Below are 20,263 nucleotides of genomic sequence, written 5' to 3'. Positions count from 1 at the left end.
ACCCTACAATTTTGGTAAAAACGTTAACTCCCGCTTTCGCGTTTTGAAGGGCTTTAGTAAAAGATTGCACTTTTTTTAGGGGTATTTGTATTGCGAGCAGCGTTAAGGCGTAACCTTTTGTTTTTTAGGATTTCGGAAGGCCTTCCTTCGTTGTGGCGCTGGGGGAATACCGAAATATCGACGGTTTTCGAACACCCAGCGTATGAATCACGATTTGCCAGATTAAATGATGTATGGAGGTATTTTCAAGCATGGCAGGCTAAATGGCGTTCAATGACTCCCTCGGTGGAATAGGTGAAACACGTCGAATTAGAGATTCAGCTATTGAGGGTTCTGGTATGTGATGCTGCTCCTTTTGTGATCGTTGAAACGTAGTTTTGCTCCTGCTGAACTCAGGATGCTACGAATCTGTAGGGGCTAGAATAAAACAAGGCCGAGCTGCGTTAGCTCGGCCTTGTTGGGGGGGGGCGTACTGTCTATTCGTTGCTATCGAGCTTCTTTGGCTCCTTCTTGGCCTTGGCCGCAAGCGTTTGGCGGGTGCGCAGCTGCTGCATTACAAGGTCAATTTCGTGGTTGATTTTGGTAATCAGCTCGTCGTATTCGGGCTTGGGATCCACCAGGCTAAGCGCATCGAGCATCTCCAGAATGCCGGCGCTCTGCTTGCGGGCTACCTTTGCCAGCTCGTAGGCTGCAACCTGCTCCGACTCCTTTACCTTCATATCGCTAACGAGGCTGTACTCCTTCTCGAACTCAGCCTGTGCGGCCATTACGGCATCCCACATTAGCTTGGCGTTAAGCGTCTGTAGGGCGGCAATGTAGCGTTCGTTGGTGGTAAACAGGTTGTTTAGCCCGTATAGCGCCGATGTTTCCTTGTCGAGCTTCATGCTCTGTACGTTTCCGGCATCCTTAAGCGCCTTGTGGATGAGGTTGGCGGCCTCGTTGATGGCCGGGTTGGAGCTGTGGGTGAAGGCCTCGGTAAAGGTCAAAAAGCAGAGGTATTCGCTGTCGCGTTTTGTGTCTTTTGCCTTCTTGTTCTTGGTTTCGATGATGTAGGTTGGGCTCGACATTACCCCCTCCATGTCGGCCATGGTCTTCGAGAGGCCCGTTACCAGCTCCTTAAGCCTGGCGTTGAGGTTTGGAATTGGGCTGAACAATGCCAGCATCAGCTTGATGAAGTTGAACACTTCGCCAACTTGCATCTTGGTTAGGTAAACTGAATTTGTTTTCATACGGATTTTGTTTTTTTATTGCGTGTTAAATAAGAATAAAATATTAGACATTTCCAACTGCTACACAAAAAAACAGCTGCATAAATTAATGGTGTTAGGTTTGGCTTATTCTGCTTATGGGTGGGGCGTAGGCTTCGGCGGTTGATCACCCCTTTGGGGGGGCGTATCGCTGCTCCTCTTCTTTAGGATGGCCTGCCCGCGTAAATTATTTGAGCCTTTTTTGGGGAGAAAACATGTCCTCGTAATTTATTTGGGGCTTTTTTTCGTGAAAAACATGCCCGTGTAAGCTATTTGAGGGCATTTCTAACGGCGAAGGCTTTCGCGTAAATTATTTGAGCCTCTTTTGGGGAGAAAACATGTCCGTGTAAATTATTTGGGGCTTTTTTTCGTGAAAGACATGCCCGTGTAAGTTATTTGGGGGCGTTTCTAGCGGCGAAGGCCTTCGCGTAAAATATTCGAGTTTTTTTCTGAAGGAAGGCATGCTCGCGTAGCTTATTTGGGGCCGTTTTCGGCGAAAGGCTGCTTGTCGGAGGGCTGCGGGTGCCTGCTTGTGGGCAAAGGTGTTTTCCTGTAAAGTGCTAGTGCGTGCTTCTAAGCAGAAAGGAAGCGCACTCTAGTGCTGTCGCTACATTTCGCGTAAGCGGACGGCGTATGGCCGCTTTACATTGCTGCCTAAATTATTTTTTGCATTATCAGCGTGTGCGTTGTAGGCGTTGCACCTGCGGGAATATACACGAAAACCCCCGGATGGTACAGGGACTCATCCGGGGGTGTTAATACTAGTGTCGTGTCACACTTGAAGCAATGTTTTTGGCTGTAGTATTTCCGTACGGCTACCGCCAAAGAGCGCCGTTAGTGCTGTACGATGATTCCTACGTTCCAATTTCCTACTTGCTTAACATTCATAGTGCTGTTAACCGATGTACCCATCACGGTTAGCTTGTTGAAGTGGCCAATTTGGTCAACATCCAGCTTGTTTCCGAACCATATAACTGCAGGAGTAACTAGGTTGTGGCTTCCAACTTGGTTGATGTCTGCAGTGCTATTAGACATTTGGACTAAGTTGGCCTCGTTCATATGGCCCATTTGGGTGATGGTGCCCGTTGCTTTCCATGACATGGATGGATGGGTAATCGATGCTTGGTTGCCCCAGCCGTTTTGGTTGATGGTAGCCACCCCAAAGAATCCGTACTGCTCGATCTTAGCTACGTTTGGTGCCATCCACTTGCCGCCGGTTTGGGTGATAGATGCATTGTTGAGAATCCCAACCTGGAAGATGAATGCCATGTGGTTCTTCCCGTTTTGATCAATGGTTGCTGTATTAAGCCATCCAAGCTGATCAATGGTTGCGAACAGGTGCTTGCCGTGTTGCTTGATGCTTGCGGTGTTGAACAGCCCTGCTTGAAGGATATTGGCATGAACATCGGTGCTGTTTTGGAATATAAAGGCAGAGTTGAACCAACCAGGTTGGGTGATGCTAGCCGTAGAAAGAACCGTGTTGGTTTGGCTAATGGTAGCATTGTTGAAGTAGCCAGGCTGAGTGATAGCAGCAGCACTTGCAAAAGTCATGGTTTGGGTGATGGTACCGGTATTGTGGCCACCTGTTTGGTTGATATCGGCATTGGATAGTGCAGCCCTAGTTTGGTCGATGGTAGCAACGTTCCTGTGGTTGGCTTGTAATATGTTAGCGGTGCTATAGACTGAACCAGTTTGGCCTATGGTTGCCGTATTGTTCTTGCCTTGCTGTACAATATTGCCAAGTACATACATGTTGCCAATTTGGGTGATGGTAGCAACGTTATCCTTGCTGTTGGGTACTTGCATAATTACCGCAGTGCTTAGGCCTCCAAGGGTTTGAGAGATGGTTGCCATGTTATGCCTGCCGAACTGGGTGATTAGGGCATTGTCAGCCACATCTTCTGTTTGAGAGATGGTGGCGATATTGTTCCTGCCGTACTGCATAATATCGGCGTCATCAGCTAACGATTTTGTTTGGTCGATGGTAGCATTAAGCCTCATACCCTTCTGAACAATTTTAGCATCCGATGGCATTGGGAAGAACCACCAGCCATCCATGGTTTGGTTGATTGTGGCGTTGTTGCCCCATCCTACTTGGTCGATTTCGGCTTTGCTAAACAACGAGAACTTTTGGTTAGTTGTTGCAACGTTGTGCTTGCCTAACTGGTTGATAAAGCCTTTTAAGAACAAACCATTGTACTGGTTAACGTTGGCCATATTATCTTGCCCTATTTGGGTGATAAAGCCAAAGCCATAGTAGTTGTTGATTTGGTTAAGATTTGCAGTGTTGTTTTGCGCAAATGCTGCAGCTCCAATCAACATTAGTCCTAACAGTAGGCCAGTTGTCTTTTTCATGATCTTAAATTTTTGGTTCGACAATAAAAATTTACTGACAGGAGCAAATGTATGCTGCCGTCAAGGCGCACCACAATTAGGTATTTCCATATTCTTTAATTGAAATTTAATTGATGTTTTTAAATTGGCTTGCTGTTCTAATTAAATAGCATTATTTGTGTAACATGAGCGAGGAATGAGCATTTGTTTAATTAACGATAATCAAATTCGATAAACGTTGGTTAATGCGGAGTGCATTTTTAGTGTTGCCCAACATTCAGGGTGGATGTTTAGCTGGGCTAAACCCTATGCTTATGCATGGAGTTGCTCCATTTGATGCCTCTTTTGGGCTGAAGTTTGTGTAAATTTAAGCATCGTTTTTCAGAACCTGCATAAATTAGCGTATAAGATGGATGTGGGCTGTTTTTGATCGGTTGTTGTAACGTAAGTTGGATAATTGATGTAATGGTATTTGAACGCAAGTTAAATGCTCGATTAAATCGTATATATTAAGAGCGATGTTAAAGAGTTAATGGTAACATTTGTATGAGAAATATTTCCTAATGTGAATTGTAATTTATTGGTTGTTTTAAGTGCAGCGCAAATCGATGCTTTAAATTGTTAATTGGTGATTTGTTTAAGCATTAATTATGGTGGTTTTTGTAACAAAAAATGGTCGTCTATCAGTTGTGCGTTTGATGGGTGCTGTAGAGGCAGCTGCATGCAGGATATCTACCGAGGTGGGTAGCGCCTAGCGCAGCTAGCTATGGCACAAAGAAAACCCCGGATGTACGGTTCATCCGGGGCTGTCAGCACATGAAATTAGATTAATGCATTATCCTAACGTCATTGTTTCGGATTGTAAAGTTATTGTTGGCAACCTGCGCAGTAGCCCGTAAACATATGTTGGTAGCCAATGCCTTTTTGAACAATCATACCAAAGTTGTTCGATCCGTTTTGGGTAGCAATAATGGTGTTGTTCCATCCATCGCTTTCAATGCTTAGCCTGTTGTGGTCTCCAGTTTGTTTAACATCTAATAGTTTTCCGTTAAACTCAGCAGCTCCAGTGCCGCAATCATCGCATGGTCCATTGAATTTGGCAACATAGTTCTTGTAGCCGTTTTGTTCAATTTTTACGGTTGGCCCATTTGGATCTCCATGTAGCACGTCTATATCTAGGATAATCCGGTTCTTTCTGCCATTTTGCGATAGCATTGCATTACCGCCAGCTTGTTCAAGCCAAATTGCGTTGTAGTCGAGTTGGGCGTGGTGGTGCTTGTCAAAGGTCTTGTTGTTCCAAGTTCCATCATTACCTTGGATGATGGTTCTTGTGCCTTTTAGTACGCCAACACCAAAGAAGAATTCTCCTTCGCCTGTTTGGGTGATGCTAGCAGCATCCCATTTCTGGTTTTCGCCAATAATTAAAGGCGTAAACATAAAGTTAGGACAGCAGCTTTGTGCGTAGCTGTACTGCGATAGTGGATAGCAGCAGTTAACAAAGCCCATAGAGCCGCCAATAAAGTTATGCTCGCCCCCTTGGACAATGTTTAATACGCTACCACTTAGTTGAAGAACTGATGCAATGTTGTGGCTCCCTGTTTGGGTAATAGTACCAATGGCTCCGGGTTTTGGGCCTTGATGGCTGTTTACAATGTCAGCATATGGGCCACCATGATACCAGCCCCAGTTAAGCTGCCATAAGGTTGCTAGGTTGCCATGTCCTGATTGGTTGATGGTACCTTCGTTGTTGAACCCAATTTGCGTAATAAAAGCGGTGTTGCCGTAGCTGCCAGTTTGATGGTTCATTACACCTTCTCCTGTTGGAGCTGCTATCATACCTTGATTTATGGTAGCTTTATTGGCATCTCCAAACTGGTAGATAAACCCCCATTGCTTCCATCCTTGTTGATTAAGGTTGGCTTCATTACCCTTTGCTGGGGTTGGTTGTGGATGATTAAATTCCTGCGCACTCACGCCGATTGCAAGCATTGCAAACACTACAATAATTCCGAACTTTTTCATAATACAAAATTTTTGGTTCGACAATAAATTTCTACTGACAGGACAAAGTTATTCCGCCGCTGAAGCTCGAATCAATTAGGTATTTCCATATTAATTGTTAGCGTCTTGTTAATCGGTAAATGGCGATTTTATATTTCTGATTAAATAATATTTGTTGTGCTTTTTATGAGAGAAATAAAATATTATTAAATAGATATTCACTTGTTTTATTAAATTCCAGTTAAATTAATTAATAAATTATTTAATATTCTGGTTGTATTGCTAATGATGATTGATGGGGATTTCCTATGTGAAAAGGCTTTTATGTGTACTTGTGTACTTGCTTTATTTGAAATTTTAATGAATTATTATTAGGTGATATGCTTGTTGTGTTATTTAGCAAATGCATTGTTTTGTTTGTTTAGATAATACTGTTATTGAGGTGTTGAAAATACTAATTACTCTTGCAAATGTTAATGGTTAGTTAAGTAGTAGATAATTTTAGTTTGTGTTTTGTTATTGTCGTGTTAATGGTTAAGTAAAATGTAATTATATTATTTGAAATAGTGAATTGTAATTTGTTTAATATTTATAGGTTAAAACGATGCGAATATTTTTGGTTTTGTTGGAGTATAATTCAGTATTATTTATGTGAATTTACACAATAATAGAGATGGTCGTGTTTTACAAATAACAGAATTGCGTAGTTTGTAGAATAAGTGTGTTGGTGTTCATGGTGTTCGCGTGTGGGATATGATGAGCTTTTGTCTGAAAAGCAGCTTAGTAATTTGAAGAGTTTATAAGGAATGGGGTTAATTTTTTAGGTAATCATCTTGTTGCTCTCTTCTGGGGTGCTCATAGAACATGCAATGAGCATTAGAAAATCGTACAGATCGCTTTAATACGCTGAACTAAGCCATAAAAGCAGGTGTGCTCGGTTAAAACGGTTAAATAAATCTAAACAGTTCGGAAGTTTTTGTTTTTGGTTTGCTTTTGAATTTAATGGCAACTGAGGTCGGCGTGTTTTAAACTATAGCTGATATTTTTATTATCGTTGAATACGGTAATGGCTATTGGGCTAGACGCTATTATTTAACTATCCCCCCTTCGAAAATAGGGGGTGGTGGATCGTTTCCTTATTTTTCTACCTTGCATCCGAGGAACGAAGCGTGTTTAAATTTATATACTATGGAAGTAATTGTAAGTGGCACCGAGCAATGTGCTATTGTTGAAATTGGCGATTTAGTTCGTCGCTTAACTCAGGAGACAGGCCAAGAATACCTTGCCTTGAACAGAGGAATCAATGCTGTAGTAAACATTGATTTGAGCGAGGTAGTCAAATCGATCGATTTCAATTCTCCCGAAATTCAGATTTATCCACCAACAACAGGTTTCCCTGCGCTTAAGGATGCGATAAATAAGGAATTCTTTGGAGGTAAAACCAATCCTGCCCAGATTTCGGTTACGGGAGGCGGGATGGCTGCAATTGATATGGCCTTCCAAACAGTAAAGGTTGATAAAGTATACGTTCCAGAAATTATTTGGGAGTCGTACTTTATGATTATGCAGATGCGAGGGAAGACGCCTGGCCTGTACCACTCGCTATCGTCGCTAAAGGGGATGATAGATGAGCTCCGTGGTAATGCCGTGCTAATCTGCGATCCAAGCAACCCTGTTGGCGACAAGTACGACGACGAAAAGTTGTTCGAACTAATTAAATTCCTAAACGATAACGATGTGGTAGTTTTTTGTGACTGCCCATACCGTCGTATCTTTAAAGGTGCCGATGACAACTTCTACGAACGTCTTCTTCCTCTCGAAAATGTGATTATTACCGAAAGTTTCAGCAAGTCGGTTGGTCTTAGCGGTATGCGTCTAGGGTTTATCCATTGTAATAATCCGTTGTTCAATAAGGAAATTTTGCTACGATTACTCTTTGCTACAAATGGAATTAACGGCTTTGCTCAGCAGCTAGTTTTACGACTTCTTACTACCGAAGAGGGGAAAAAGGCTGTTGCCGATTTCAAGCAAAAAACAGTTGAGGGTATCACCAAGAATATTGCATACCTACGTGAAAAAGGGTTCTTGGCAGAGGAGTTTTACCAAGAGTCGACTCCTGTTGGTATTTTTACCATTCTGAACTTGAACTATGATGTGCTAATGGAGCACCATATTGCAAGCGTTTCTTTACGCTTTTTTGCGAAGGAGATGGAAAGTGCTGATAAGTATGCTCGCGTATGCGTATCAGTTCCTCACGAGAAGTTGAAAAGATTCTTTGAACCATTAGAAGGGTTAGTTGCATCGAAGTAATGGTTTTTTGAAATATTTATTCTTATCCCCACAAGCAAAGGTTTGTGGGGATTTTTGTTAGAAATCAGCTGAGTTGTTTAGTCATTATTTGCTATAGTATTGTTATTCCTATTCCAAATCGGCCTGTTTTACCGTTGTTGTATCTCGATGAGAAAAAGAGGTTGGGGTTGCATTTGGTACATAATCGGGCAATCTCTATATTTCTAGGAGGGATTCCTACTTCTTCAAGTTGCACCTCGTTCGTTTTCCAAAGATCGAGGTGGTACCTGTTATTATAGGGTATTAGTAGATTTGTAGAATTTGGGAAGTTCGAGGATACTGCATCAACAACATCGTCTCCTATCTCGTAGCAACAATGACCAATAGATGGGCCTATTCCGGCTAGTATATTCTCCGCGTTACATCCGAATTCAGCGATCATCTTTTCGGCAGTCTGTTGGGCTATTTTTTTCACAGTACCTCTCCAGCCTGCATGAATTGCTGCTGCTACCTTTCTTTCTGTGTCGAATAAAACGATAGGTACACAGTCTGCCGCCTGTGCAAAAAGGGTGATTTCTTTAGTCTCGGTAATTAAGGCGTCGGAGTTGGGTATTGATTGGTCCTTTACGCGATTTCCTGCACCTGCATTGCTGCTGGTTATAATTGTGATTGTATCGCTATGTACTTGATTTTGGAAGGTCATCTTTTCGAAATCGAGGTTTAGTGCAGCGCAAATCTTTTGTCGGTTGCTTATGGTTATTGCTGCTGGTTCGAATTCGGAAAGCCCAATGTTGCATGTTGCCAAATGTTCCGAACCCTCACCCCCAATACGGGTTGTTACAAATGTTCTAACATCTGTTCTATTGGCAAAAAGGTTAAATGTGTAGGTAAGTGGTGCCTTAGTTAGCTTGATCATGAGGGGAAACGAAAAGAGCGAGAAATTCCCGCTCTTAAATTATTGAAGGTTGAAAATGTACGTGATATTCCCAGTTTGTATGGATGGTGCATCCTGGTCGACATTGAAGCGAGCTCGTTGTGCTGCTGCAATAGCCGCCGAAATTAGCCTTGAATCGGACGTTGTAGAGCCTTTAGGGGAGTAGGTCGCCTTAGTTACATTTCCGTTCTGATTAACGGTTATAGCAACAATAACCTTTCCTGATGCTTGTACGTTATAGGCAGGATTAGGGAAGCCACCTACAATGCGTCTTCCGCTGAGGCTAAAGGAGTGTCCTCGACTGCTGCCTGTGCTACCACCAATTCTACTTTTGCTATCGGGTGAGCCGTTAGGGTCTCCTTGATTTCCAATACCGCCACCATCTCCTTCACCGTGTGAAGGTAAACCGGAATTGCTTCTACCAGGGAAAAGAGCGCGCTTGTTTACTTCGCGGGGCTTTTCAACAGGAGTTGTGGGTGTCGTTTCCGGTGTATTTTGTGCTACAATTTTAGCAGATGGAAGGGTTATGTGGGGCTTCTTCTTAGCAATGCTTTTTGTGGGTAGGCTAGGAGCATCTTCTATGTCCTGAGTCATCGGACTCTCTTCCTGAACCATTTGCTGGTTTGGCGCTGCCTGTGCAATGTTGTCTGCGGCTGATGGTTCTACAGAACCACTGCCAACATCGCTGTCGCCAAAGTTGATAAGGATAGCCTCTTCGGCTGGGAGAGGTTGTTGAGGTTTAAGGCTGATCAGCAGCAGTGTAAGCACAAATGCTGTGTGAAAAAACAATGTCCCTATAATTCCTACCCTTTTTGATGTATCGGTGCTAACCATATATTATTCTAGGCTTGTTGCTCAAATAAACTTGTTGCTGTTGTCTGCTTAATGTTCATCTTTTCTCACCCTTACCTGTCAAGTTGCTTAAAATCACAACTATTTATTTGGGTATTTGCCCTGTCGAAAATAGTAAATTGTTTATTCTCGTCAAAGGTTTAATGTAAGAGAATGTTCTTAAGTGTTGAGGATCTGTTTGTGGCACTACTTATTATTATACTATTTTCCTCCTTTTTGTGTTTTCGTAGAGTCATTTTTCGACTTAGTTTCTGGGAGTAAGGCTGGTTTTGGAGGTGTTGGCGCACTATTCTTTTTCTTTTTTCTGAAAAGATCTCCAAATGAGTTGAACTGGTTTTGAAAGAATATGCCAACTCCCTGTCTACTTTGTGTGGTGCTGTTTAATAGGTAGTCTTGCTTTTGGCGGGAAAACATTTTAAACTTAACCCTATCCTTTTTATCAAGGCGAACCTCTGCATCGTAGTCGCCAGCAACGCCTCGTCCTGTTGATTTTGTGTTGTCGGCTACGTCGATTGTACCGTTTACGGTGAGCCAGTCTTTGAACTTATAAGACCCTGAAAACTCGTATTCTTGTGTAGTGGTTGCTGTTGAAGGGGTGTATTTTATGCCAAAGTTTAACGAGTTGGATATTTGCGAAACAAGGTTTGCCAGCTGGTTGAAAAGGAGGTCGGTTGCCATGCCCTTGCTGGCGTAGGTTCCTATTGGATTTTCGTTGCTTGCTGTTGTTTGTTCGGGGAAGAATTGACCGAACCAGAGCAGGCTGACAAACTGCTTTTGCATTTGGCTCTCTGTGTTAAGAGCGGCTTGTACTAGTGTTTGGGTTGATGCTTCGGCATCAGGAAGTTCAACCCCCAACTTTATGGTGGGGTTTAAAAGCATTCCATCGAGCATGAGCTTGCAATCGACGTTGTAGCGTTGTGTGTTGTTTTGGTCTAAGCCAACGAGTATTGGACCAAGAGAGGTTCTAACCTTATGGCGTGCGGTTACATTTATGGTTGCGTTTGATGGATTTCCAGTCCAGGTTATAGTACTTCCAGCATCAATAGAGAAATCTTTTGAGGTGAGATTTAGTAGTGAAAAGCGGAAGTTCCCCTTTTGAATGGTGTAGTTGCCTCGAATTTGGAAAATGTTGGATGATGGATTAACCTCCATGCTCAAGTTGGAGGTTCCTTGGGCCTTTAAGATATTTCCAGAGCCTGGATCTAGAAGAATTTGTGCTTCGGCATCGGGGGTTACCTGAAGTTCAAGGTATATCTTTAGGTTCGACTTGGGCTTTTTCTCCTGCTTCATACTTGGAGTGTCTGATGCAGATTCTGCATTATTATCATTCTTTTCCTTCTGGCTTATAAAGGTGATAAAGCTTTGATCCTGGATTTGTGTTCGATTATTTAGGGGTATATATACTTTCGAATTCTTTTCTGTTACGGCGTTGATACGCATCTCTAGGTCGTGTAGATTACCTAGTATTTGAACTAAACCCGAAGCGTATGCGGTTCCATAAAACACCTTGTTTTGCTTAGCGGTAGTATTAAGTGCAAGCAAGTTTTTGGGTTGAATGTTGATGTTGAACTTGAAGTTCTTGAGGTTTTTATGGGTTACTGAGGCATTTACGAAAGCAAGGTTGCCTAATGCGTCGGTAAGCGTATCGTTCTTAATGCTGAGCTCTGTTGGGGTTATGACAATAGGAGCAGTGATGTTATAGGTCGTATTTAGGAAGTCAACTTTGGCTTGAATACTATTGAGGTAGGCTATGCCATTTATTATAGGTGTATCAGTTGTTCCAGTAATGCGGAGATCGCCGCTGATGTTGCCCTTCATATTTGATACGATTCCTTTGGTGAAGGGCTCGAGCAGGAAGGGGCGTAGCTGGTTTACCTTGACATCCAACTCAAGATCCTTTGTTTCGGGAGATATGGTGCCAGATAGCCTGTACACCTCTTTGTCGTCGATAGTATTTGTGGAGAGAACGCTGACCTTGCGGCTTACTTCGTCCCACGAGCTTACTAATTCGGGACTACCTACCGATTGACCATTGATGTAGGCATCGTCGAATTTGACGTTGCTGAAGAGCATTGGGCTTTCGTAGATATTCTTTAGCGTAGCAATACCGTTTAGAGCACCTCTAATATCGTATCCTGACTTTTGGAAGAAGGACTTGAAATTTTGGATGTCGAAGTTGTTAATGATGAAGTGGAGCTGATCGTCTCGATTTTTTGAGATCTTACCTGCAACGGCAATCTTCTGTTGCTGGTTGATTATCTTGAAATCTTCAATCCCAATGGTGGTGCTATCGATGCTAACCAGTGCTTGTCCTATCTTCCATGGGGTATTGTTAACCGTTAGGAGCGACTTTAGGAAGTTTACTTCGATGTGAGGCTTTGGCGAATGCGTCTTTTTCTCGAAGGTGGTTATGAACTTCACTTCGCCTTCGTTATGGTTCTCTTTGGTGTTATTGTTGAAAGATACCGTTGTGTTAATTCTGTTTGCGGCACCCATTGCATCGAGGTTGATGTTGCTTAAGGCAAGCGATTTTATCTGGTACTTACCGCAGGTTAGCGACGTCCGCATGTTTCCGGGTGTTCCAACGGCTTGTAGGTTTACTTTGCTAAACTGGCTTGACCCCAGCTGCAGAAGCGGTGATATTAGCTTAATGTCGAAGGTGTTGTTGCTGGTGTTGATTGAGCCCAGCAGCGTTGATGATTTCTCAACTTTTAGCCTTGGAATAAAGAGTCCGAGAACATCGTTTACTTTCTTCACCTTGACATTTACAAAGTATTGCTGCTGCGTTCCTAGTTGGATTGCCGCAGGAGCTTTTTCTCCTGTAGTTGAACCTCCTTTTGCTGTCGTCGGTAGTTGTGGTATTTCTGCTTTGGCAATTGCAGGGAAGTATAGCTTTGTGAAGTGGTTTACTGCCAAACCAAGATTTCGAAGCGAGGAGTTGCCCTTAATTACCCCATCTGCCAGATCGGATTCAATCCTCAATTCCCTTTCGGTGCTGCTATTTTTGAGGTAGACGTTAGCCATTCCAACGAGCACACTTTTGCTATGCGTGGAGAAGGTGGCGTTGTGTAGGGTTGCCGATCCGTTTATATTATCAATGCTGGTTCCGGTAAAATCAACATTAAACAGACCTTTTATTGAGGTGATCGTATCGCTTGATGTAAAGTTTAATCGGTGCAGGTTTACATGGTTTACCTTGAACGAGGCCATCGTTCTACTTGGAAGGCTACTGAAGTTGTAGCTCCCCGCGCAGGTGAAGTCGGCATCGCGGCTATTTACCCGAACTAGGTAGTCGTAGAGCTTGCCTTCGCGGTTTAGGGTTAGGGCGATGTCCTTGTAGTCGTAACCGTGAATGTAGACGCTGTTGAAGTTGGCTTCCGTGGAGGAGTTCTTTATCAGCCTTCCTTCTGTTGCGCCTGATGATTTGAGTGTTCCTGTAACGGCACCAACCTCTTTCGAATCGATAATACGACCTAGGTTGAGGTTGCTTGTGCTGACGTTTAAGGCGTAGGCGTTGGTGTGCCCGTTGCTCGCCTTTGTATCTAGCGAGGCTACTATATTGCCAATGGATGAAAATACCTGTGCTGACGAGTTGAATGCTGAGAATTTTCCGCTGAAGTAGGCGTTTAATTTTAGTTTCCCCAGCTTAGCCATGATACCTGCCACGCTTTCGCCGTGGGTGCCAACAAAGGTTTTTATGGTTTGTCCCAACTCCCTTCCATTGGAGGTTAGCTCGTGTACGTTACCTCTCCAAACGGTTTCCTCGGCTTTGGGTAGTCCTACAATCGAGAAGTTTAGCGATAGCTTCGTGCTATCACCTGTCTTAAACTCTAGGTAGCTGCTGCGGAGGTTGCATACGGGACCTCTTACTCGTCCATCAAGGATTCCCTTGAAGTTCCACTTGCTCAGGGTGGGGGCAAAGTAGGATATCGTCTTAAAGTCGACGAAGGCGTTGTTGAAAAGCGCGTCCATCTTCACCTTATGCACGTAGTCCTTCCAGTCGGCGAAGCCGTTAAACCGAAATATGATGTACGATGCCTTTACGAGGCTGTTTGGGGTGTTGATGGTGGCGTTGGATAGCTTTATCTCCTTGGGCGAAAAGTCGACATCGGCACCGAGGTGGCGCAGCAAAAATCCGCACTTCTCGTAGGCGCTCAAGTTCTCCATCTTTGCCGTAATCTTCGAGCCTACAATGCGAATATTCCTAAGATCGACGTAGATGTGGCGGATGTCGAGGTCGGTGTAGTTCATGCCGTAGGGCTTAACCTGGGGCTTCCACTTGTGGTATTTGAACGCGAAATCGACCAGCTTAAAGTTGCGGACCTTAAAGCTGTACGCCTTTTTCTTAGTGGTGTCCTTGCTGGCAAGGGCATCGAGGATGAACTTGAGGTTGAGAACGCCCGTCGAATCCTGCTTAAGGTAGAACTTGCCGTTGTCGAGCTCGGTGGTTCCTATCGATATAAACCTTTTGCCGAGGTTGTACCCTCGCAGCGATGCGTAAATTCTTCCGGAATAGAGCAGCGTGTCGCCATGCTGATCTTCCACGTAAACCTTGTTCAACCTAAGCTTGTTGAAGAAGGCGTAGTCGACAGATTCGATGCTAATTTTGGCGTTAAACTTCTCGGAAAGGATATTGGTGATCTCATGTACGACGAAAGTTTGTACTTTTGGGCTCTTCAATGCTAAAAAAAGAAATAGCGGTATCGATATTAATATCAGTACCGTTATGGAGAATATTTTGAAAACTTTTTTTAGAAGTGCCTTTTTTGTCATACAGTCACAAAACTAGCACAAATAAATTTTTATACACAGCTTTACGCTATGGCAATTACAATTTTGGCAATAGAATCTTCGTGCGACGACACTTCGGCTGCGGTAATTCGCGATCAGGTGCTGCTCTCCAACATAATCGCCAACCAGGATGTCCACCAAAAGTACGGCGGGGTGATCCCGGAGCTGGCCTCGCGCGCGCATCAGCAAAACATCATTCCGGTTGTGCATCGGGCGCTAGAGGTGGCCAACGTTGAGGTTGGCGAGGTTGATGCGATTGCCTTTACCAACGGTCCTGGGCTGCTGGGGTCGCTGCTGGTGGGGACGTCGTTTGCCAAGGGGCTATCGATATCGCTGAACGTTCCGCTGGTGGAGGTTAACCACCTTCAGGGGCACATCCTGGCGCACTTCATCCAAAAGCCGGGCGAGGAGCCCAACCATCCACAGTTTCCGTTCCTATGCCTGCTGGTGTCGGGTGGCCACTCGCAGATTGTGATTGTGCGCAGCCCGCTGGAGATGGAGATCATCGGGCAAACGCTCGACGATGCCGCCGGCGAGGCCTTCGATAAGTGCGCTAAGGTGATGGGGCTGCCCTATCCTGGAGGTCCCTTCATCGATAAGCTAGCTGCCGAGGGCGACCCTAAGGCCTTTAAGTTTGCCAAACCGCAGATTTCGGAGCTTAACTACAGCTTTAGCGGGCTGAAGACATCGTTCCTGTACTTTCTGAGGGACAGGGTTGCCGAGAATCCCAACTTTATTGAGGAGAACAAGGCCGACCTGTGCGCCTCCATCCAGCATACCATCATCGCGGTGCTCATGGATAAACTCGTTAAGGCTGCTAAGCAAACCGGCATCCGAGAGATTGCCGTTGCTGGGGGCGTTTCGGCCAACTCGGGCTTGCGCAGCACGCTCGTCGAGGAGGGGAAGAAGCGCAGGTGGAAGGTGTTTATACCAGAGTTTGGCTACACCACCGATAACGCCGCCATGATTGGCATCACCGGATACTTTAGGTACCTGAACGGCGAGCGCACCTCGCTGGATGTGGCTCCGGTTACGCGAATTAAGTAGGGAGTAGGACGAAAGTCTTAAATCTTGCGTCTTGTGTCTTTAATCTACTCGTGCCATGAAGATCATCATCTCGCCAGCCAAATCGCTCGACTACCGGAAGCCCGTTCCGGTGGCAGAATATACCATGCCTCGCTTCCTCGATCGCTCGCAGCGGCTCGTTGACGCGCTGCGCCAGCTGCATCCTGCCGAAATTGGCTCGCTGATGGCCATCAGCAGCAAACTGGCCGAGCTCAACTTCGAGCGCTTCCAGCAGTGGCATCAACCTTTCACAATCGAGAATGCCCGTCAGGCGGTGTACGCCTTCGATGGCGACGTGTACGATGGGCTCGATGTCCGTTCGCTGAGCGATGCTCAGGTGGGCTACCTGGGCCAGCACCTCCGCATCCTTTCGGGCCTGTACGGCGTGCTGCGTCCGTTGGATATCATCCAGCCCTACCGCCTGGAGATGGGCAGCAAGCTCTCCGTTGATGGCGCCAGGAACCTCTACCACTTTTGGGGCACCCAAATTACCGATGCGCTCAACGACGAGCTGGCTGCTGAGGCCGATGCAACGCTCGTCAACCTGGCCTCAGAGGAGTACTTCCGGTCGGTTATCCCATCAGCCCTTAAGGCGCGCATCGTTACCCCCGTTTTTATGGAGTACAAGGGCGACAGGCCCCGCGTGGTGGCCCTGATGGCCAAGCGCGCCCGTGGAATGATGGTGCGCTTTATGGCCGAGCAGGCCGTTGACGATGTGGAGGACATCAAGACCTTCGACTACGGCCGTTACGCCTTTAACCCCGACCTGTCGGTGGGCGACCGCTGGGTGTTTGTGCGGTAGGGGCGCCGATTCTGTTCTCCGCAGGGGGCTGTCGTAGCTGCATCTCGGTGCTCCAGCCCTATCTTTTCCCGTTTATATGATGCCGGCCATCGTGCAGGCGCTACTTGCCTTCGGATAGAGTTGGCCCGGGGTCGGACCGACTCTCCCCGTTGCTGTTTGCTGCTTGCCCGTGGTCGGGCCGATGGTGTTCATGCCTGTTTGGTACTTGCCCGAGGTCGGGCCGACTCCTCCCATTGCGGTTTGCTACTTGCCCGGGGTCGGGCCGGGATGATTCAGGGTGTAGTAGTGCTTGCCCGGGGTCGGGCCGAGAGGATGTGGTATAGTGAAGAGCTGGCCCGGGGTCGGGCCAATTCTTTGCAGCGGCAGCAACACCCCTCCGGGGGGATGTCCTGCGCTATCTGTGTAGCGGTTGCGTATGCCGCTGGCCGTGAATGGGCCAGCGGGCCATTGCGACAGCAGGCGGGTGCCTACTTAGCGTTCTCCTTTAGCCATCCAGGGCGGTTGGTGGTGATGCCCTTAACCCCAAGGCTGGTTAGGCGCTTGGCCTCGGCGGGGTCGTCAACCGTCCAGGCCAGAATGTCGAGCCCGAGCTCCTTTGCCTGCTGCATCACCTGCTCGTCGATGGCCTTGTAGCCTAGGTCTAGCCCGTCGAGGCCGGCGGCTTTTGCGGCTTTCATCTTTTCCGAAAGCCCCTCCTTCTTGCTGCTTAGCCAGTAGCAGGCGTTGTGGGGGAGCTGCTTCTTGGTGTCGACAATGGTATTCCAGTCGAAGGCGATAAACAGGCACTGGGACTGCTTTCCGCTCTTTGCCACCACATCTTTAAGAGCGGGGAGAACCTCGGTGCCGCATTTCAGCTCAATTACCAGCTGCTTCCCTTCGGGGGTGGCGGCAATCATCTCCTCCAGAAAGGGGATTCGTTCGCCTGCGTACTTTGCATCCTTAAACGATCCGGCATCGAGCATCCGCAGGCTGTCGGAGCAGGATTCGGAGATTACCATGCTCTTTCCGGTGGTGCGCTTGGTGTTCTTGTCGTGCATCACCATTATGCGGTTGTCCTTGGTGAGGTAGATGTCGAGCTCTACGGCGTCGGCGTTTTGCTCCCAGGCCAGCTTGGCGGCCGCTACGGTGTTCTCGGGGGCCAGGTGTGAGGCTCCGCGGTGGGCGATGTAGCCCTGCGCGAGGGCGAAGTTCGAAATGGTAGTCATGAGGAGTAGTGCAAAAAAACGGTTCATGGTAAAATGGTGCTAGAGGGTTGTACGTAAAGTCTGGGCGATGCCCGTATTTTTTTGATGATCACCCGTAGGGGGTGCCCGCAAATGTAGCGTAAATGGGCGCAGGGTGGTTCTCCATTTCGGGCTGATTTATCGGCTGCCAGCGAAAAAAGCAAGGGTGCCTCGCGAACGGGACACCCTTGGGTTTAGCAAATAATATAGTAACCGTTTCCTACTTGCCGGTTCTGTTCTGCTCCTCCTCCGAGCTGGTGCTGCGCTGGCGGGCTGCCTTTACATCGCTGCTGCCAAAGCGGTAGGTGAGCGAAATGTTGAATCGCTGGCTGCTCCAGGTGTTTCTGGTGTAGAGGTCCATGCCGTTGTACCGGGCAGTTGCCCTGCTGCTGGTGGTTTTGAAGAGGTCGTCGACGGAGAGCTTGGCGGTTAGCTTGTCGCTAAGGAACTTCTTTTGCAGGCCGATGTTTACGGCATATCGGGGTTTTATGTCGATAAGGCCGTAGGACATGGCGCTGCTGTAGGTTCCCATCACCTCGAAGATGTACTGCTTGGGCAGGATGAAACTGTTGCTGGAGTAGATCATGTACATGACCTTGATGTTGCCCGATTCCTTGCCGTTGTTCGATGTATTGATGTTACCCGTTTCCTTGCTGTTGCAGTTGTAGTCGTTGTACATCGCCGTGATGTTGTTGTTGGTGCGGAACCATGAGATGGGGTTGAGGTTGGCGCTAACGTTGAGGGTAACGCTGTTCAGTTCGTCGAGGTTGCGCTTGTAGATCCTGGTGGGCTTTATAGCCTGTGGGTTGTTGGGGTTGGCCACCTCTTCGAGCACCTCGTTCTGCACGTCCTTGGTATGCGAGTACCCAACGCTGGTAAACACCTTGTTCCTCCAGGCATGGCTCAACTCGATGTTGTCGGTGTACTGGGGCTTCAGGTAGGGGTTGCCCTCCTGGTAGGTGTACTCGTCAACTCGGAAGGCAAACGGATTGAGGTTGCTGTAGCAGGGCCTGTCGATGCGTCGGTTGTAGCTAATGTTTACGGAGTTGTTTTCGTTGATGGTTCTTTGGATGAAAAGGGTGGGGAAGATGTCTAGGTAGTCGCGCTTGGTAACCTTATTTATGCTGATCGAGTTCCCCTTGCTCCAGGTTTGCTCGGCGCGTAGGCCCCCCTTAATGCTCCAACTGTTCTTGTCGTACGAGAGCGAGGCGTATCCGGCAAGGATGCTCTCGTCGTACTTAAAGTGGTTCGATCGCTCGTTGTCTACCTCCCAGGTGCTGGTGGTGTGGTTGTACTTGTAGTACTTTAGGTCGTTGTCGCTGCTTACGGTGCTGCCCTTAACCCCGGTTTCAAGCATCACCCCCTTCGCGAACGGGTGGGTGTAGTCTGTTTTAAACGACTTAATGAAGATGTCGGAAGGGGTTTGGTTCTTCAGGAGCAGGGTTGGGGCGAATGTTTCGCCGTTGGGCTTAAAGTAGTAGGTGTCGTTGTGCTGGTTCGATCGATTCTTGTACTCCACGTAGTCGACATCCACATTCAGCGAGCTGCCAACGGTGTCGATGGTCATTCGGTAGTTTGCGTTAAGCGTAAGGTTGCTGTTGTTGTTATCGTCAACGGCGGAGCTTTTTAGGTATTGGGCGAGGCTGCCGTCTTTTACGATCAGGTTGGTGCGGGTGTTCATCTCAAAATCCTCATAGTACTTCGATCCTCTTGCCATCACCCCAAAGGTGTGGCGCTTGTTCATCTCGTAGTCGACCCCTGCTAGAAAGTTGTAGGTGTCGTTGGTTCCCTTTCCTTTGCCATTTTGAATGAGCTGGGAGATGTCGTTATTTGTCTTTCTATCCAGGAATAGGGTGTTCTTGTAGCAGAACCTTCTTCCATTCAGCGATCCGAAGGTGTTTATTTTCCCCTTGCGCATGTTTAAGGATACACCACCATTTCCGCCAACCTTGTTGGTGATGGTTAGGCCCGCGTTGGCAGTTCCGTTCACCCCAATCTTGTTGTTCCTTTTCAGCTTGATGTTGATGATACCAGTATTACCGGCAGCCTCGTAGCGGGCAGGGGGGGAGGAGATCAGCTCCACCTTTTCGATTTCGGTTCCCTGAAGAGTTTTGAGGTAGTTGGCCAGCTCCTGTCCCGAGAGGTAGGTGGGCTTGTCGTTAATGGTAACCATTACCCCATCCTTTCCCTTTAGCGATATCTTGTCATCCTTGTCGATGTTTATTCCGGGAGCTTTGCGGAGCACCTCGTAGGCATTTTCGCCGGATGCGGTAGTGCTATTCTCCACATTTAGCACGGTGCGGTCGGCTTTTTGCTCTATTTCGGGGCGTTTGGTGCTTACTGTCACCGCTTGTAGCACGGCGTTGTTTTCGAGCGTGAGGTCCTCCATCTTTACGGAGCTTTGCTTGCATGCAATGGGCCTAGAGTGCTTTGGCTCGTAGCCTACCATGCGGGCCGATACCACATAGCGGCCATCGTTTACCTGGTTGAAGGTGTAGGCTCCGTTTATATCGGTTATCACCGATTTTTTGATGGTGGTGTCGGGGAGTATGGCTAAGCTTACGGCGGCGAATGGAATAGGCTGTTTGCTTAGCTTGTCGATCACCCTTCCCGAAATGCTTCCCTTGCTTATGGGCTCGGCAGGTAGAGTCCCTGCTGCTGCAATCAGGATCAAGAGCAGAATAGCTTTAACAGAATAGATAGGTTTCATTTTGTATTGATGTTT

11 protein-coding genes are annotated in these 20,263 nt (G+C 46.9%); 3 read left to right on the top strand and 8 right to left on the bottom strand.

What is annotated here, in order from left to right; genetic code table 11:
• Positions 1 to 476: 476 nt before the first annotated feature.
• From ACHZA1_RS02670 to ACHZA1_RS02660, 3 genes are all read right to left on the bottom strand, one after another.
• Positions 477 to 1,229, bottom strand: a complete 753-nt coding sequence (locus ACHZA1_RS02670) for a DUF6261 family protein (RefSeq protein ID WP_320053696.1) — start codon at positions 1,227 to 1,229, stop codon at positions 477 to 479.
• Positions 1,230 to 2,081: 852 nt separating this feature from the next.
• On the bottom strand, positions 2,082 to 3,602 hold the full coding sequence (locus ACHZA1_RS02665) for a hypothetical protein (protein WP_320053695.1): 1,521 nt from the start codon (positions 3,600 to 3,602) through the stop codon (positions 2,082 to 2,084).
• A gap of 846 nt (positions 3,603 to 4,448) precedes the next feature.
• Entirely contained in the window at positions 4,449 to 5,603 is a 1,155-nt protein-coding gene (locus ACHZA1_RS02660) for a hypothetical protein (RefSeq protein ID WP_320053694.1), read from the bottom strand.
• Positions 5,604 to 6,770: 1,167 nt separating this feature from the next.
• On the opposite strand from ACHZA1_RS02660, the gene ACHZA1_RS02655 reads away from it, so the two are divergent.
• Positions 6,771 to 7,892 carry a pyridoxal phosphate-dependent aminotransferase gene (locus ACHZA1_RS02655; protein ID WP_320053693.1) on the top strand — a complete coding sequence of 374 codons (1,122 nt, stop codon included), beginning with the start codon at positions 6,771 to 6,773 and terminating at the stop codon, positions 7,890 to 7,892.
• 91 nt (positions 7,893 to 7,983) lie between these two features.
• Here ACHZA1_RS02655 and pgeF read toward each other — a convergent pair whose 3' ends face one another.
• The 3 genes from pgeF to ACHZA1_RS02640 all read right to left on the bottom strand — a co-directional run bounded on the left by pgeF (position 7,984) and on the right by ACHZA1_RS02640 (position 14,337).
• Positions 7,984 to 8,787: a peptidoglycan editing factor PgeF gene (gene pgeF / locus ACHZA1_RS02650; protein WP_320053692.1), complete on the bottom strand. Its 804-nt coding sequence runs from the start codon at positions 8,785 to 8,787 to the stop codon at positions 7,984 to 7,986.
• A 39-nt stretch (positions 8,788 to 8,826) separates the two neighbouring features.
• Complete coding sequence (locus ACHZA1_RS02645; protein WP_320053691.1) at positions 8,827 to 9,639, bottom strand: TonB family protein; 813 nt, start codon at positions 9,637 to 9,639, stop codon at positions 8,827 to 8,829.
• 219 nt (positions 9,640 to 9,858) lie between these two features.
• On the bottom strand, positions 9,859 to 14,337 hold the full coding sequence (locus ACHZA1_RS02640; protein ID WP_320053690.1) for a translocation/assembly module TamB domain-containing protein: 4,479 nt from the start codon (positions 14,335 to 14,337) through the stop codon (positions 9,859 to 9,861).
• A 141-nt stretch (positions 14,338 to 14,478) separates the two neighbouring features.
• Between ACHZA1_RS02640 and tsaD the strand changes: the two genes are divergently transcribed.
• Positions 14,479 to 15,495 carry a tRNA (adenosine(37)-N6)-threonylcarbamoyltransferase complex transferase subunit TsaD gene (gene tsaD / locus ACHZA1_RS02635; RefSeq protein WP_320053689.1) on the top strand — a complete coding sequence of 339 codons (1,017 nt, stop codon included), beginning with the start codon at positions 14,479 to 14,481 and terminating at the stop codon, positions 15,493 to 15,495.
• Between the two features lie 55 nt (positions 15,496 to 15,550).
• On the top strand, positions 15,551 to 16,315 hold the full coding sequence (gene yaaA / locus ACHZA1_RS02630) for a peroxide stress protein YaaA (protein ID WP_320053688.1): 765 nt from the start codon (positions 15,551 to 15,553) through the stop codon (positions 16,313 to 16,315).
• A 467-nt stretch (positions 16,316 to 16,782) separates the two neighbouring features.
• Here yaaA and ACHZA1_RS02625 read toward each other — a convergent pair whose 3' ends face one another.
• A complete protein-coding gene (locus ACHZA1_RS02625) occupies positions 16,783 to 17,547 on the bottom strand; it encodes a glycerophosphodiester phosphodiesterase (protein ID WP_320053687.1) in 765 nt (254 codons plus the stop codon).
• 211 nt (positions 17,548 to 17,758) lie between these two features.
• Positions 17,759 to 20,248 carry an outer membrane beta-barrel family protein gene (locus tag ACHZA1_RS02620; protein ID WP_320053686.1) on the bottom strand — a complete coding sequence of 830 codons (2,490 nt, stop codon included), beginning with the start codon at positions 20,246 to 20,248 and terminating at the stop codon, positions 17,759 to 17,761.
• Between the last annotated feature and the right edge of the window lie 15 nt (positions 20,249 to 20,263).

This window comes from uncultured Acetobacteroides sp. (assembly GCF_963667355.2).
Taxonomy (GTDB): domain Bacteria; phylum Bacteroidota; class Bacteroidia; order Bacteroidales; family ZOR0009; genus Acetobacteroides.
The sequence above is the reverse complement of the archived record's forward strand: the minus strand, read 5'-3'. Positions and strand labels throughout refer to the sequence as shown.